12 protein-coding genes are annotated in these 14,934 nt (G+C 43.7%); 7 read left to right on the plus strand and 5 right to left on the minus strand.

Annotated elements, in window-relative coordinates; genetic code table 11:
• Positions 1 to 10: 10 nt before the first annotated feature.
• The 7 genes from TREPR_RS17025 to TREPR_RS17055 all read left to right on the plus strand — a co-directional run bounded on the left by TREPR_RS17025 (position 11) and on the right by TREPR_RS17055 (position 7,072).
• Positions 11 to 1,333: an aminotransferase class III-fold pyridoxal phosphate-dependent enzyme gene (locus TREPR_RS17025; protein WP_015709590.1), complete on the plus strand. Its 1,323-nt coding sequence runs from the start codon at positions 11 to 13 to the stop codon at positions 1,331 to 1,333.
• 21 nt (positions 1,334 to 1,354) lie between these two features.
• The gene (locus TREPR_RS17030) at positions 1,355 to 2,467 is read left to right on the plus strand and encodes an iron-containing alcohol dehydrogenase family protein (RefSeq protein WP_015709591.1); all 1,113 of its coding nucleotides are present in this window, start codon (positions 1,355 to 1,357) and stop codon (positions 2,465 to 2,467) included.
• Between the two features lie 23 nt (positions 2,468 to 2,490).
• Positions 2,491 to 3,855 carry a pyridoxal-phosphate dependent enzyme gene (locus tag TREPR_RS17035; RefSeq protein WP_015709592.1) on the plus strand — a complete coding sequence of 455 codons (1,365 nt, stop codon included), beginning with the start codon at positions 2,491 to 2,493 and terminating at the stop codon, positions 3,853 to 3,855.
• A 33-nt stretch (positions 3,856 to 3,888) separates the two neighbouring features.
• Positions 3,889 to 4,659 carry a phosphatase PAP2 family protein gene (locus TREPR_RS17040; protein WP_052299747.1) on the plus strand — a complete coding sequence of 257 codons (771 nt, stop codon included), beginning with the start codon at positions 3,889 to 3,891 and terminating at the stop codon, positions 4,657 to 4,659.
• 9 nt (positions 4,660 to 4,668) lie between these two features.
• The gene (locus tag TREPR_RS17045) at positions 4,669 to 5,469 is read left to right on the plus strand and encodes a formylglycine-generating enzyme family protein (RefSeq protein WP_015709594.1); all 801 of its coding nucleotides are present in this window, start codon (positions 4,669 to 4,671) and stop codon (positions 5,467 to 5,469) included.
• Between the two features lie 142 nt (positions 5,470 to 5,611).
• Positions 5,612 to 6,580: an NADH:flavin oxidoreductase gene (locus TREPR_RS17050; protein WP_015709595.1), complete on the plus strand. Its 969-nt coding sequence runs from the start codon at positions 5,612 to 5,614 to the stop codon at positions 6,578 to 6,580.
• A 72-nt stretch (positions 6,581 to 6,652) separates the two neighbouring features.
• Positions 6,653 to 7,072: an ATP-grasp domain-containing protein gene (locus TREPR_RS17055; RefSeq protein ID WP_281054614.1), complete on the plus strand. Its 420-nt coding sequence runs from the start codon at positions 6,653 to 6,655 to the stop codon at positions 7,070 to 7,072.
• Positions 7,073 to 7,085: 13 nt separating this feature from the next.
• Here TREPR_RS17055 and TREPR_RS17060 read toward each other — a convergent pair whose 3' ends face one another.
• The 5 genes from TREPR_RS17060 to TREPR_RS18020 are packed head-to-tail and all read right to left on the minus strand — an operon-like array spanning position 7,086 to position 14,932.
• Positions 7,086 to 7,316, minus strand: coding sequence for a hypothetical protein (locus TREPR_RS17060; RefSeq protein WP_015709596.1), 231 nt, complete (start codon positions 7,314 to 7,316; stop codon positions 7,086 to 7,088).
• The gene (locus tag TREPR_RS17065) at positions 7,306 to 7,785 is read right to left on the minus strand and encodes a DUF3990 domain-containing protein (protein WP_015709597.1); all 480 of its coding nucleotides are present in this window, start codon (positions 7,783 to 7,785) and stop codon (positions 7,306 to 7,308) included. Before TREPR_RS17065 ends, TREPR_RS17060 begins: the two co-directional genes overlap by 11 nt.
• Positions 7,782 to 7,997: a DUF3791 domain-containing protein gene (locus TREPR_RS17070; RefSeq protein ID WP_041611281.1), complete on the minus strand. Its 216-nt coding sequence runs from the start codon at positions 7,995 to 7,997 to the stop codon at positions 7,782 to 7,784. Before TREPR_RS17070 ends, TREPR_RS17065 begins: the two co-directional genes overlap by 4 nt.
• A 49-nt stretch (positions 7,998 to 8,046) precedes the next feature.
• Entirely contained in the window at positions 8,047 to 11,190 is a 3,144-nt protein-coding gene (locus TREPR_RS17075; RefSeq protein ID WP_015709599.1) for a hypothetical protein, read from the minus strand.
• Positions 11,191 to 11,233: 43 nt separating this feature from the next.
• Positions 11,234 to 14,932 (minus strand): type ISP restriction/modification enzyme, encoded by a 3,699-nt coding sequence (locus TREPR_RS18020; RefSeq protein ID WP_015709600.1) that lies wholly within the window; start codon positions 14,930 to 14,932, stop codon positions 11,234 to 11,236.
• Positions 14,933 to 14,934 lie beyond the last annotated feature (2 nt).

Consider the following 14,934-nt stretch of genomic DNA (forward strand, 5'->3'; position numbering starts at 1 on the left):
GGAGAAAATCATGTCAGAACAGTCAGTAAAAGCGAATCACAGGGATTACAATTTGCAATCCTGGTCAAAACAAAAGGGGCTGGACCCCATTGTGATGGACAAAGCCGAGGGGATTTACATCTGGGACCCCTCGGGCAAACGGTACAGCGATATGTCCAGCCAGCTGGTCAATATGAACCTGGGCCACGGAAACAGGGCGATTATCGATGCAATAAAGGCCCAGGCGGAAAAGTACTGCTACATAGGCCCCTCCTACGGGAGCGAACCCCGTGGCGAGCTGGCCAAACTGCTGACAAGCCTCATGCCCGATACCTTCGGCAAAATCCTCTTCACCAACGCCGGCGCGGATGCCAACGAAAACGCCATCAAGATCGCCAAACAGTTTACCGGCCGGTACAAGGTTTTTTCCCGGTACCGCAGTTACCACGGCTCCAGTTTCGGCGCAGGAAACCTCACCGGCGAACCCCGGCGCTACCCCCTGGAACCGGGTATTCCGGGTTTTGTCAAATTTTTCGATCCCTACATTTACCGGGAACCCATCAATTTTGAATCCGAAAAAGCTGCTGCTGATTATTATGTAGCAAAACTGCGGGAACAGGTAATCTACGAAAACCCCACCACCATTGCCGCAATAATCCTGGAAACCGTAACCGGCTCCAACGGGGTCATCATCCCCCCGGACGGCTACCTCCAGGGAGTCCGCAAAATCTGCGACGAATTCGGCATACTCCTGATCGTCGACGAAGTCATGATGGGCTACGGCCGTACCGGAAAGATGTTTGCCTTTGAAAACTGGGGCATCAAACCGGACATCATCACCTTTGCCAAGGGAACTACCTGCGGCTACATCCAACTGGGAGGCGTAGCGGTTACTAAAACTATCGCCGCCTATTTCGATGACAACCTGCTTTCCTGCGGCCTCACCTATTCGGGCCATCCTTTAGCCTGTGCTGCCGGCCTGGCCTGCGTCAACTATTATATAGAAAACAAAATCCTGGACAACGTAAATGCCCGGGGCGTTGAACTCAAGGCAAGCCTCAACTCCTTTAAGGAAAAACACAAAAGTGTTGGGGATGTGCGGGCCATCGGCCTCATGAGCGCCGTGGAACTGGTGAAGGACAAAAAGACCAAAGAAGCCCTGGTCCCCTACGGAAAGGATCCCCAGGGAACCATGAAGAAGGTCAATGGCGAACTGGCAAAGCGGGGCTTCATGACCTATACCCACGAAAACATGATCCTGGTTGCCCCGCCCCTTATCATCACTGCAGATCAGCTCAAGGAAGAGTTGGCCAAGCTTGATGAGGTACTCGGCATTGTGGACGGAATGATCTAAAATAAAACCAGGAGATGTATCATGAACATTAATTTCTTTATGCCCACCAGGATCATCATGGGGGAGGATTGTATTTACAATAACCGGGCGGTCCTTCAAAGTCTGGGAAAGAAAGCCCTGATTATGTGCGGTAAAAACTCCGCCAAGAACAACGGTTCCCTGGCGGACATCGTAAAAGCCCTGGAAGCAAACGGGCAACAGTACTTTTTGCACGATAAGGTAATGAGCAACCCCACCCTGGACTGTGTCTATGAGGCGGCGGAGGCCATCAAGCGGGAAGGCTGCGACTTTGTGGCGGCCTTGGGCGGCGGTTCTCCTATGGACGCCTCCAAGGCTGCCGCCTGTCTTGCCCTGAACTGGGTGGACAAGTCCGCCTTCTTCGGGACCAGCTTTAACACCGCCCTGCCCATAGTGGCGGTTCCCACCACCGCCGGTACGGGCTCGGAAGTAACTCCCTATGCCATCATCACCAACGACCAGGCTCAAACCAAAACCAACATCGGCAGCCCGGCCCTATTTCCCCGCTATGCCTTCCTGGATGCAAAATACATGCTCGGCCTCAGCAGGGAGATCACCATCAATACCGCCGTGGACGCCCTCTCTCATGCGGTGGAGGGAATACTTTCTGTAAAAGCCTCACCCATCACCGACACCCTGGCAAGAGAGAGCATTGCTGTCGTCTCCGGCAGCTTCCCGACCCTATTGGGCAACGGGGAAATCAGCCTGGAGCTGCGACAAAAACTCCTCTACGGCGCCACCCTTGGGGGCATGGTTATCGCCCACACCGGGACCACTGCGGTGCACTCCATAGGCTACTCCCTCACCTATTACAACCACATTGACCATGGCAGGGCCAACGGCCTTGTCTTTGCCGAATTCCTCAGGGTCATTGAAGCAAAGGAGAAAAGTAGCCCCATCCGGCGTATTCCGGGCATCCTCTCCGCCATGGGCTTGAAATCCATCGATGAATTCGATAAAACATTAAGCAGCCTGATAGGTAAAAAGGAAAAGTTTGGGCTCCCTGAATTGGAAAAGTACGCAGAACAAGCAATGCAGGCGAAAAATATCGCTAATTGTATTATCAAGCTTGATAAGGGAGAACTTCTGGAAATATTAAAGAAATCCATCGGGTAAAACTGTTTTTTGCGGGGAATTGTATGCGCTATTACAGCACCAGGAGCCGGTCCGATCCGGTTAACTTTGCTACTGCGGCCTTAACGGGCCTGGCTCCGGATGGGGGGCTCTTCATACCCGAAGAAATCCCCGTGTATTCAGAAAAGGTAAAGCGTTCCCTGGGGACCATGGATTTCCACGACATAGCCTTTGAAACCATCACCCCTTATGTACACCCGGAAATACCCGCCTCGGTGCTGGAAGACCTTGTCCACTCCGCCTACCCCTTTCCTGCCCCCCTGGTTCCTGTAGGTGACCGGCTAGTGCTGGAACTTTTCCACGGCCCCACCGCCGCCTTTAAGGACTTCGGCGCCCGCTTCATGGCCCGCGCTTTTTCCTACCTTCGTCGCGGCGAAGATAAGCCGCTACGGATACTGGTTGCCACCTCCGGCGATACCGGGGGCGCAGTGGCCGACGGCTTCTACGGAGTAGAGGGCATCTCAGTAACCGTGCTCTACCCCAAAGGCCGGGTAACCCCTTTGCAGGAACGGCAGATCGCCGGCCTTGGAGGGAACATCAGCGCCCTGGCAGTGGAAGGCAGCTTCGACGACTGTCAGGGCTTGGTCAAAGCCGCCCTGAGCGACGAAGGCCTGAAAAAACGGCTAACCCTTTCCTCAGCCAACTCAATCAACGTAGCCCGGCTCATACCCCAGGCAGTCTACTACAGCGCCGCCGCCGGAAAAGCCCTGGCCGGTAAAACCGACCCCGATGGTGAAGCCACCCCCCGGCTGCCCGGCAAAAGCGCCTCCCCCGGCGCGGCCCATGGCGTCAAAGCCGGGACGCCCCTCACCATTTGTGTCCCCAGCGGCAACTTCGGGAACCTCACCGCAGGCCTCTACGCCCTGAAAATGGGCGCCCCCATCGCCGGCTTCATTGCCGCCACCAACATCAATAAAGCTGTCCCCGATTACCTTGACACCGGCGAGTACAATGCCCGTCAATCCCAAGCCACCATTTCCAACGCCATGGACGTAGGCGCCCCCAGCAACTTTGAGCGCATGAAAAGCCACTGGCCCCTGGAAGAACTGCGGCGCATGATCCGCGGCGTCCATATAAACGATGAGGACACCCGGAAAACCATAGTTGCCGTCCACGAAGCAAACGGCTACTTTCTCGATCCCCACGGCGCCGTAGGCTGGCGGGCCGCAGATATCCTGGACAAAGGCTCGGAGCCAGTCAAAGGCCCACTAGCGGTACTCGCTACCGCCCACCCGGCGAAATTCGCAGAAACCGTGGAACCCCTGACCGGCCCCGTTCCTGCGCCGGCGTCCATACAGAGCGCCCTGGGTCGCACCGTTTCTGCGCGGGTAATACCGGCAGAGCTTTCGGCGTTTATGGACAGCTTGTAGATTAGTCTATCATTGGATGATAGAGAAGAAGCCATGAAAAAATATGCCCTAATACTATTGTGCCTGTTATGCTCACATTATTATTCATTTTCTGAAAGCATTTACACCTGGGACCTAAAAAAAGACATCATCATCGGAAGTTTTTCCTTAAGCGTATTTCTTCCGCCACTCTTTATAGATGCATCACCGGGTAATACAATACAAAAAGATGATATCAATGCAGTGGATAAAAGCTTAATGTTTAAATATAACAAAAATTTAGATACTATAAGCACATGGGCTGCCTATGGAACACTTGTCATACCCGGATTATCCCTGCTTGGAAATATAAAAGACTATAATGCATGGCTTAGTTATGGCACCATGTATGCAGAAGCATTTTTACTGACCTATGGTACAAAAGACATACTAAAAACCGCAATAGCAAGAAACCGGCCATATACCTATTTTGGGGGAATCCCTAAGGGGGAAGAAGAGGATTATTATAACAGTTTCCCATCAGGCCATACCTCTTTCGCATTTCTTGGGGCAACTTTTCTGAGTACCACATTTTATCATGAATACCCCGACTCAAAATGGAAGGTGCCCGTGATAATAGGGAGCTATGCCGCAGCAACGGGAATTGCAAGCATGCGAATACTATCAGGGAATCATTTTATTACTGATGTAATCGCAGGAGCTGTTATTGGTTCATTATACGGATGGTTAATACCAACCCTCCACTTACGGGCCAGGGAAGGGTTAAATACTAATGTAGAAATTATTCCGATTGGTAACGGAATAATTGCAACGATGTCATTTTAGAAGGAATTTTTGAAGCCTATAATCAATAAAATAGCATTGGTTCTCTTTTTCTCTATCTCAAGCGAGATATTTCCGTTTGAGGCATCCGGTTTAGACGACGCCTGGGTGCGGATCAACGGCGGGACCTTTATGATGGGGAGCCCCTCATCCGATGCGGATAGGGATAGCGATGAGGTGCAGCATCAGGTGACGGTGAGTTCGTTTTATATGGCCCAGTACGAAGTAACCCAACAAGAATATGAGGAAGTGATGGGGACGAACCCCAGCACTTTAAAAGGGCGGAGGCTGCCGGTGGAGAGCGTGAGTTGGTTTGATGCCGTGGAGTACTGCAACAAGCGGAGCCAGCGGGAGGGATTGACTCTGGCTTACACTATAAACGGGAGCGGGGACAGCCGGACGGTAACATGGAACCGGAACGCCAATGGGTATCGCTTGCCGACGGAGGCGGAATGGGAATATGCCTGCCGAGCGGGGACGACGACACCCTATTCCAGCGGAAGTTCTATAGACAATACTGCATGGTATTCCAGCAATAGCGAAAGAAAGCCCCACCCGATAGGGGAGAAGGGGGCGAACCCTTGGGGTCTGTATGACATGCATGGGAACGTATGGGAGTGGTGCTGGGACTGGTACGGAACATACCCCAGCGGGTCCCAGACAGATCCTGCCGGCGCGTCCTCGGGCTCTTACCGCGTTAGGCGCGGCGGGGGCTGGAGCATTGTTGCTCAGTTCGTCCGGTCAGCCTTCCGTCGCAGCAACGTTCCATCGTTCCGGTACCGCACTCTGGGCTTCCGCCTCGTACGTTCCTAATTTACCAAAACTGTGGCCAATTAAAGTAAATACTTAAAATATTTTCATTGAAGTATAATAATGAAAACGTATCAGCTTAATAATTTGCCTATAGACAGAGAAAATATTTCTTATTAATATGTCCCAATAAGGATGACACCCAATGAAAAATTTATTTGATAAAACCCAATTAGGCAAAATGACCCTGGAAAACAGGTTCATCCGAGCAGCAATTGGTGAAAAACCGACTCTGGGCCAAGTAAACGAATCTATATTGGATTTGTACCAGGGACTTGCAAAAGGCGGCGTTGGAACCATGATTACCGGCTTTACCTTAGTTGATGAAAATGAGAAGAATTTCCCTATGATGGCATTTTATAATGATACATTTTCTGAAGGCCATAAAATATTGACCGGCCTGGTACATTCATATAACAGAAATATTATTTTGCAATTGGTGTATATTGGCTCATATATTATGGGAGATGCAAGCGGGATGACAATTCTTGCACCGAGCGCTGTGGAAAACCTGAATACCAAGGTTGTGCCCCAGGAAATAACCGTTGAACAAATAAAAAGAATACAGCAAAAATTTGCCGATGCCGCATTACGGGCAAAAAATGCCGGTTATGACGGCATTGAAATACATGCGGCCCATGGGTTTCTGCTTAGCCAGTTTATGACGCCCCATTATAACCGCAGAAAAGATGCATACGGTGGAACTGCCCAAAACAGGGCAAGAATGGCAATAGAAACCTATGAAGCCATACGAAAGGCTGTCGGCGCCGATTTTTCTGTGTGGATAAAAATAAATGTTACCGATGGTTTTGAAGATGAAGTTTCCTTTGACGATGTTTTATATTTGTGCAAGGAATTAACAGAAAAAGGAATAAATGCCATTGAAATCAGCGGTGCTTTTAGCAAGTTCACAAAGGACGCGACATGTTTTTTTAGAAAAGAAGCTGAAAAAATAGCAATGGAAAATAATACTGCGATAATTTTAACGGGCGGGAATACGGATATTAAAGAAATGACAGAAATTTTAAACACTACTAAAATAAGGTATTTTGGAATGGCAAGAGCGCTTATGAAAGAGCCTGATTTGATTAATAAAATTAAAGAAGAACAATGAATTCCATTTTATTCTGCGAACACCCTCTTGAACCCGGTAAGGTCGATATTGATTTTATTAGTGAATATAAAAGTGTACAACAAAATAATACGAAAGGCGATTGAAAATCTTATTGCTCTTAGGGACAGATACTTGAATGAAGGTATAGTTATCCGGGAATATATCAAGTTGAAAAATCTAATCGTACATTCAAAAAGTGGGATGCCTTTAAGCGAAGAATACCGTCTTTTCTTTCTAAATCATACATGTATCGGCGTTTATGATTATTGGGAGGAAGGCGACTATGACTGCGCGAAACCTGAATTGAAGCAATTTGAAGAAATAGCCAATACTGTTCAGAGTAATTTCTTTACTATGGATATTGCTCGGAAAGAAGATGGCAGTTTGATAATTATTGAATTGGGGGATGGGCAGGTATCGGGATTGCCGCAAAGGGCTGATAAAATAGAGTTTTATAGCGAGATAAAAAAGGTAATGGCGGATGTTTGTTAAGTGTTTAACTTTATCAAGTAGCTCTTTCGCGATAATAATCATCAATAATAAATTCAGCGCTTTCTTGCCATAATAAAGAATTAGTATTTTGTAAGGCTCTATAGGTTTTTGAATCAAGAAAATTGAGATAAACCTCATCGAATTGTTTTGATTCCTTTTGAGCTATCTTATTAACCACGTCTTCAATTTTCATTAATACATCAATAGTTATATCCTGATCCTTGTATACATATTTATTTTCCATGGTTGTCCTTCTTTGTCAGACATAAGCAGGAGAGCGCCTGTTGTGTATGGATAGACACCTGATCGTTTACCTTAAAGAATTGCAGCTGCCGTAAAGCCATATCGGCGGTATAAATACCGGCTACGTATAAAGCTATAGTCCGCATGGTGTTGTCATTGGCGACCGGTCCTTGAACAATATCGTATTGATGCTGCAGGCCACCCTTAATCCGGTTTGTTTTAACCAACTCGAGCCATTCCTCTGTGAGGCCATCAAAATGTTTTATTTTCAGATTATCAGAAATGGATAATTCAAATTCATAGACAAATATTCCGGCTCCACCATAGCGGATAACCATATTTTCAGCCCAGCTCCCGGCCTGCTCCCTGATGGTGGTCATGTAAAAGCCTCTGCCAAAGTCGCGCTTGTCCCTTGATTTTGATAAATCAACCGTGTCAAAATCCTGATTGGAACCATGAAACAATTTCATGCTTGAATCCTTGTCAAAATATCCTCTGCGAAGGAGACGCTTTCGTCAAGATCCTGGGTATGCAAGGCTTCATATTGGGAACGTATCAAGTCGTTTATGTTGTGTCTAAGAAAAAGAGTAAAGACATCTCCGGCTTCCATGTTGTGCCGTTGGGCGTATCCTTCGACGGCGGCTACGACCATTAGGTTTTGGTCACGGGACTTAGGGGTCATGGGTTAGGGCTCCTGATAATATCATTGTATGACATAAGATGTGTCTCCTTTAATCAACTCTATTTCGAGTGGAGCGATATTCATAAAATTCAGCAATTTCATTTACCAATAAACAAAATGTTATATATCCTATATTTTCAATATCGGCTGCCCTTTTTCTCCACATTATTGCAGTCTCTGTTTCATCATTTTCAGAGAGATCAATAGTATGTACTCTTTTGGGATTATAGGATTCACTAACATATCCCTGCCGCAAATTACTATTTTTATCAAGTAATTCTGCAATATATTCATTGATCCATAATCCATTCGTATCTGATGGAGTATAAAATAATACTCCCCCTATCTGTACCATTGCTTCCTGATAGTAGCCCAGTTCATTACTTTTCCTTTCTACATCGGCAAACCATTTTTTAAAATTATCTAGGGAAAAAGAACCATCAGAGATAATACCGGGAACTTGAATCCAGTTTCGAAATAAATGCCATACTTTCTCTCTATTATTTATAATATTTATATTCTCTGTCGCTTCTTTTTTTGTGTTTATGTCGGAAATAAAGCTAAATTTTATCATTTCTAAAAAATAATCAGGATTAGCCGACATTTTTTTATAAATATGTTTTGGCATAATATTCTGATCGTATTCATTGAAGAATTGTAAATATTTCCATTCTATTTTTATCATATCATCTTCTTTTATACTGTTATCTTTTTGAAGTAATTCAATGATTTTTTTTAATTTATATACTCTATTATCATTACGTTGTAATCCATTATCTGAAGCGGTAAGAAGCGCTTTCAGAGCCTGATCTGCTAAAAAACATTCATTATTAAAATGATGGGCATAAATGCATTCAAGTGCAAGCCAAGGACGATTAACTTTTAAAAAATTATTGACAGCAATGGTTAAATCGCTTATGGTTGAAAAAATATAGCAATTAACTTCTAACCAATAATCCCTAGCAGAAACCCCCATCCATTTTTCAACTAATGCCCAAGTTTTTTCATTAAATGGTAAACTGATAAATATTTTGCAAATGTTTTTGATATTCCACGATAAAATATCCATATCCTCAAACCACAGCTCACCATATTTATAGTATTTTCCATTAATAAGTCCTTTTAAAAATTCTTGAAATTCCTTTTCCGGATGATTAAATGATGCTGGTAAAATCGCTTGCTGTGTTTCATTTGAAATAATAGCACTAAAAGAAAAACCAACAAAATATGGATTGGCGATGGATTTTGCAAAATTTTCAATCGCTTTTAATCCACCGTAATTAAATATTTCTCCTATTGCTTTTACTTTAAGCGAATCAATTTTTTTATCTTTATCATCGAATTCTATATCTTCATCAAAATAACTATAGACATTATCGCTAAATAAATATCGATATGAATATAATGGATTGTGAGGTGAAATCTTATCGGTAATTATGTCTATTTTATCAATAATTTCGGATTTCAGAGCCCAATGGGATTTAGAAAATTTTCGGTGTTTAATTACAAGTAATCGTAGGGTATCGCAAATTGGCTGCTTAAATTCATCTGGCTTGGAGATTATTTCATCTGATAACAAATAATCAAGATAAGCGTTTAATGCATCCCCAGGCAATTTAATACTATTGTCTAATAATTCAGCAATAACCATTATTCTTTTATCATCTTGTTTTACCAGTTCTAATAGCATTATTCCAAATTCATTAATTTGTTTACTGTATTCTTCTTTCGATACATTGTTTTCAAAATTTTCAGGGATATGTTTTCTGTACACAGGCTTTCTGCTATTATTTCCTATTTGTCCAAAAGAAGGCAATAGCCTTAATAAAACAGCAAATGCGACTTCAGGGCAACGTTTCAGAATTCCCTTCATAGCATTCATTCTTTTAGCCATATCGGCTGTTGTTTGCGGTCTCCAGGGATTTAAAATCGTTTCTATTGATTTTAATGGTGTATTGGGCCAATCACCGCCAGGATCAATATTTGCAAGATACGCAAGAATTAAAATGGCTTGGGTGATATACTCACCACTCCACGAAAGGGCTTCCAGTGCCCAATATAAATCTGATAAATAATTAGGCCCTAGGATGATTTTATCTTTTCGAGGAAAAAGTCCAATAAATGGACATGGCAATTGATTAATGGCGTTTTCTATAACTTCCATAAAAACCCTAGGAGACGCTTCCGCAAGCACGGGTAATAAATTACGCAGGCTTGCCCATGTTTTCCAATCTTTCTTATCAAAAAGTTCTTTTATTATTGAATTTACTGTTTTTTTCGAATTGTATGGTGTGCAATGTTCTAATTTATCAGCATTTAGATTTAAATATACAAGGGTTTCAGCAATACCTATACGCAACTCGTCTGAATATTTAGGCATTGCACCATAATAAAAATAAGATATCCTTTTTTCAGGGGCTAAATCAAACATAGGGTGTCTTTCTGACAATACTATATCTGCAATATTTTTTATTTTTTCAATATGTTTATCAAAAAATGATAAAGCATACTTTTCAAATAATAACGACCGATTTAGAACTTTCCAACGCCCATTGTTAACTTTTAAAATATCGCTTGTATAATTAATAACTTCATGTATATCACTCTCCCATTCTGTAAAATTTTCTCCAGTCATCTCCTTTATTATATTTATATCATCAGCATTAGTGTCATCCCAGGAGCCTATAATAGTCGCAATGAAAATAGATTTATCATGCTGTGGCTTTATTGTATTTAATTTTGAGTATATGTTCTGTACTTTTTTATCACCTTGCGAATATATTGCCAATAGAGAATATTCTATTTTTTTTGATAAATCTTTAACATCTGAATAGAAAACTGTTGTGCAAAAATCTTGAAGATATTTTATGTAAGCTGTTGCTTCAATACTTCGATTTTTATTAATTCGAATAAATGGAAATATAAAAATATTGTTCTTCCTTGCCTCTTCAATCTCTTTTTTTACAGCATCCCTGACTATAGAATCAAGTAGTAATATTACATATTCCGATTGTCTTATGTTTCTAATATATTGTGCTTCAACAGTTATTCCAGCAGCCTGTTGTTCAATCTCCCACAATTCAAATATTGACCTTAATGGTTCCTTGTCAAACAATATTGGTAATAATTGCCGTTCAACTATAAATTCATCATTGTATTGACAGGAACTTATAAATACTTTAGGCTTGAACATTTCCGCGATATCTCCTTAAAGCAACAGTGAATCTTTTTTTTGTTTACTTCTCCTCCCCCATCATCCCCTGTATCTCCAGCGTCCGCAAGCTCACCGTCGCCAACCTTCGTATCAAGTCAATAACCTTCTCCCTATAATCGGCAAACTTGAAGGTATTAAACTTATCCCGCAAAACCTTCTCGTCCTCCCGGATTTTCCGCTTCCCCGATGCAAGTTCCGCATCCGTAGGCCAGGAGGGGGCAACATACTGGTCAAGCACCCACTCAATGGCGCTCTTATTTCCCAGCTTATAGTCAAAAGCCCGTGGCGGGATACCCTTTAACCCGGAACCATCGCAGAAGGTCAGGGACCCGGAAAAAACCTTTTCCCCTTGCTCATCCTTAGTATAATCCAGGCGGTGGGTCTTTGTCGCCCTATAGTCTGCCGGCGCAGTTATCACGGTAATTCCTTTATGGGGAGCTGTTTTTTCAAAGCCGATATGAAGGTCCATAAGCTCCTTGCCCCAGGCCGCCCATTTTTTGAATTCCCGGTAAAGGGGAATCCGTGGATAATCCTGTTTCAAGTCAATAGCGTATTTTTCACGATATAGGGGATTATGTAATACAGCGTAAACATAGTGAAAAATATCTTCTTTGGTGATATTCTTGTCTTTGTAGTGATTTTGGAATTCGGCTAAAGCCCAAACTGTGATGTTATCGAGTTTTTTATTCTTTTCATAGCGATAGAGAGGAAGGCATTGGGTCTTTTCTAGCAAATCCAAACAATAAACAATCGAAGCTGCTAATGTTGAAAAAGATTTTGTTCCTGGGACACCTGATATGGTTATCACTAAATTATCAGGAAATATCTTTGGTAATTGATAACGCATTTCATTTAATTCTTTTGAATAATAAAGAAATGCGTTTATAAATGGGCGGTACAATGATTTAATAATAAACATTTGCGAAAATTTGTATTTTTTACCCTTCGTAAAGTCATTTAATACGGCTCTTGTCCATTTTATGCTCATATTGTTTTTATCGTTTGAAACAGAATCATTAAAAGCATTTATAAAATACTTTATTTTCCCTATAAGATTTTTTTCATCAAAATCATAAACCCAATCATCTCTATTCGTAACAACTCCAAGTGAAAAAAGTTCAAATACAGTTTTCCCTTCACCTTTCCCACTTTTCGCTTCCTTACTACACAAAGGCAAAAGACTCTGAAAATCACTATCGCTTTGGTTTACCCAATTTTCTTTCCCATCCGGCGTAATTGTATCAAAAATCATATCGGTTTTATCATACCCAGCAAGAAATTCTATCTTCTCACCCCTCGTCGCTTCTTCTTCAGTAACGGTATAGCGTAGATTAAACGCATTCGTATCATTCATCTTTGGCTGATAAAAACTAATCGCCACCCCGGCCTGTATACCAAAAATACTGTTTACCGGTCCTGAAAGTTTTTGATTAGACCGTACATCACCGCCAAGATTGACCACACGCAGGGAACCAAAATTCTCTCGCACATCCCGCCTGAACCCATCATAAGTCCGGGCGCCAATAAAGGCATAGTTCGTAATAAACGCAATAATAGACTTTTTCTCGGCCTTCAAAGAAAAATCCATAGCCAGCCGGAAGAAACAGGCAAACAGATCATACACCTTGGTTTTCTGGGCCGTCGATTTTGCTACAAAAGTTTCCTTAATTCGGCTGTAGATATGGGGGTAAACCTTGTTCTTTGCCTGGTCGTTTTCATTCTCCTGGTTCGCCCGGTATGGCGGATTCCCAATGATAATATCAAAGCCTCCGGTATCAAACACATCCTTGAAAAACAGATGCCACAGGAAAAAGGGGGAATTCCGTTTTAACATAGCTTCAAGATTATCAAGCTTAACCGGTTTGTTCTCTTCCTCCATCCTCTCCCGGATGAACCCAACTACGGTTGCGCGGATGCTCTCTTCCAATTCCAACTTTTTCTGATGATCCGTGGTTGAATAAAATTCATTCACCGCCTTAATTAGGGTTTCTCTGGTAAGGGCTTTGCCGGAAAAATCCATGGAGTATTGTTTCTTTTTCTTTGTATCATGGATATTTTCGCTTTCCATAGAGAGGTCTACCCCTTCGTACTCCTCGGCGAGGCTATCGCCCTGCATCAGCTTAAAGTCAAGGTTCGGCAGCGGTTCCGGTTCTTTTGAGTCCACCACCAGGGAAAGGAAAAACCGGAGCCGGGCGATATCCACCGCCCCGTGATCTATATCAACTCCGTAAATGGAATTGCGGATAATTTCCCGCTTAAGGGTTTCCCGATCTGCTGTGTCCCCTTCTAAGGCAATGCGGGCCGCAAGAATTTCCTTGAGCATTCCCATGGGGAAGGCGCCGGATCCTACTGCGGGATCCAGTACCTTTACTGTTTTGATGGCCGTATCCAGAGTGGCCTGCTCTTTTTTGGTAAGCCCTTCGATTTCTCCCCGGACTATCAGAGCTTTTACGGCCTGGGCTTTTTTGGAATCCCGGTCACAATCCAAGATACGGCATAAATGAAGGACCAGGGATTCCCGGCACATGAACCGCACCACCTCAAAGGGAGTGTAGATCGTACCGTTCATGTCTTTTTCATTGTCTTCGATAAGCTGTTCAAAAATTCTGCCCAGCATATCTGGGTCTACCCCGATGTCGGCGTCTCCGGGATCATTTTCATCAATAGTAAAATTATAGGATGAAAGAAATTCAAGGAGTTCCTTAAAAAGATTGGCGGGAAAGGACAAGGCCCGGTTGGTGTCCAGGGGGTAATCGTTTTCGAAAAGACCGCCGTTGAGGAAGGGGATTTTTGTTCCGGTCAGGCTGAACAGGTCTCCTTTCCGCTTGGTATTGAGGGTCTCAAAAAAGAGGGGAACCAGGGCGGAGGTGTAGAAATTTCCTGAGGAGTCCCCATGGTCCCGATACAGATGGTTGAGGAATTCCGTATCCCCATCAGCGGCGGCATAATCCTTGGCCCCCAGCCAGCCTTTCTTTTCAAGAAATTTGAGGAAGACTAAACGGCCTAACAATTTCTTTGCAAAATCCCGAAAGGGCTTATCAGCAGATTCCTGAGCTTTAGCATCGGGAAACGCCGAAATATTGAACAGGCTGCGATACTTCTTTTTTTCCGAAAGGGCCTCGGTAAAACGGCGGTAGAAAGAACGGTAGGTTTCAAAAAACTCTTTGGAAACCGCTTCCATGGAAAAGGCTTCCGTCAGGTGCTTTGAATTACCGTAGGGCATCACAGAACGGATTGAAAGCAGACGAACCGCGGCGGTACCCGTTGCTGCTGACGGCCCCAGAACATAGGTATACCGCTTTGTTCCGGTGCGATTGATCAGTTCTTTGCCGGTCTTTTTATCAAAGGAAAAACTTTTAGCCGCATAGGTCAAACGCCAGGCTTTTTCCTGTGGATTATGAAAGAACGCCAGTATCCCCCGGACACCAATGCCATCGAAATAATCTTTGGTACCCATGTTTAAGCTTACCCGGTTATGTTCAATATGTATCTTGGGATCCGTTTCTATATCCAGAACTTCATAGGCTTCCGCTTTATCCGTATCTTTATTAAGAAGAATCCTTCCCAAGCGGCGGACTGTTCCGATTTTTTTTATTGCCTCACCGGCGCCTATATTGGAGACGGGTATAAAACTGTCAAGAAAAATTTCCCGGAGTAAGGTACGGGAAAGATCTGCGGAATAGGATTGTTTCAGTAGTTCCATACATTCGCTTTTAGTCATAC

Source organism: Treponema primitia ZAS-2, from assembly GCF_000214375.1.
Taxonomy (GTDB): Bacteria; Spirochaetota; Spirochaetia; order Treponematales; family Breznakiellaceae; genus Termitinema; species Termitinema primitia.

Excerpts from the sequence above, each read along its gene's own strand:
- TREPR_RS17025 (WP_015709590.1), top strand. The coding sequence starts at position 11 with ATGTCAGAACAGTCAGTAAAAGCGAATCACAGGGATTACAATTTGCAA.
- TREPR_RS17030 (WP_015709591.1), top strand. The coding sequence starts at position 1,355 with ATGAACATTAATTTCTTTATGCCCACCAGGATCATCATGGGGGAGGAT.
- TREPR_RS17035 (WP_015709592.1), top strand. The coding sequence starts at position 2,491 with ATGCGCTATTACAGCACCAGGAGCCGGTCCGATCCGGTTAACTTTGCT.
- TREPR_RS17040 (WP_052299747.1), top strand. The coding sequence starts at position 3,889 with ATGAAAAAATATGCCCTAATACTATTGTGCCTGTTATGCTCACATTAT.
- TREPR_RS17050 (WP_015709595.1), top strand. The coding sequence starts at position 5,612 with ATGAAAAATTTATTTGATAAAACCCAATTAGGCAAAATGACCCTGGAA.
- TREPR_RS17060 (WP_015709596.1), bottom strand. The coding sequence starts at position 7,316 with ATGGAAAATAAATATGTATACAAGGATCAGGATATAACTATTGATGTA.
- TREPR_RS17065 (WP_015709597.1), bottom strand. The coding sequence starts at position 7,785 with ATGAAATTGTTTCATGGTTCCAATCAGGATTTTGACACGGTTGATTTA.
- TREPR_RS17070 (WP_041611281.1), bottom strand. The coding sequence starts at position 7,997 with ATGACCCCTAAGTCCCGTGACCAAAACCTAATGGTCGTAGCCGCCGTC.
- TREPR_RS17075 (WP_015709599.1), bottom strand. The coding sequence starts at position 11,190 with ATGTTCAAGCCTAAAGTATTTATAAGTTCCTGTCAATACAATGATGAA.
- TREPR_RS18020 (WP_015709600.1), bottom strand. The coding sequence starts at position 14,932 with ATGACTAAAAGCGAATGTATGGAACTACTGAAACAATCCTATTCCGCA.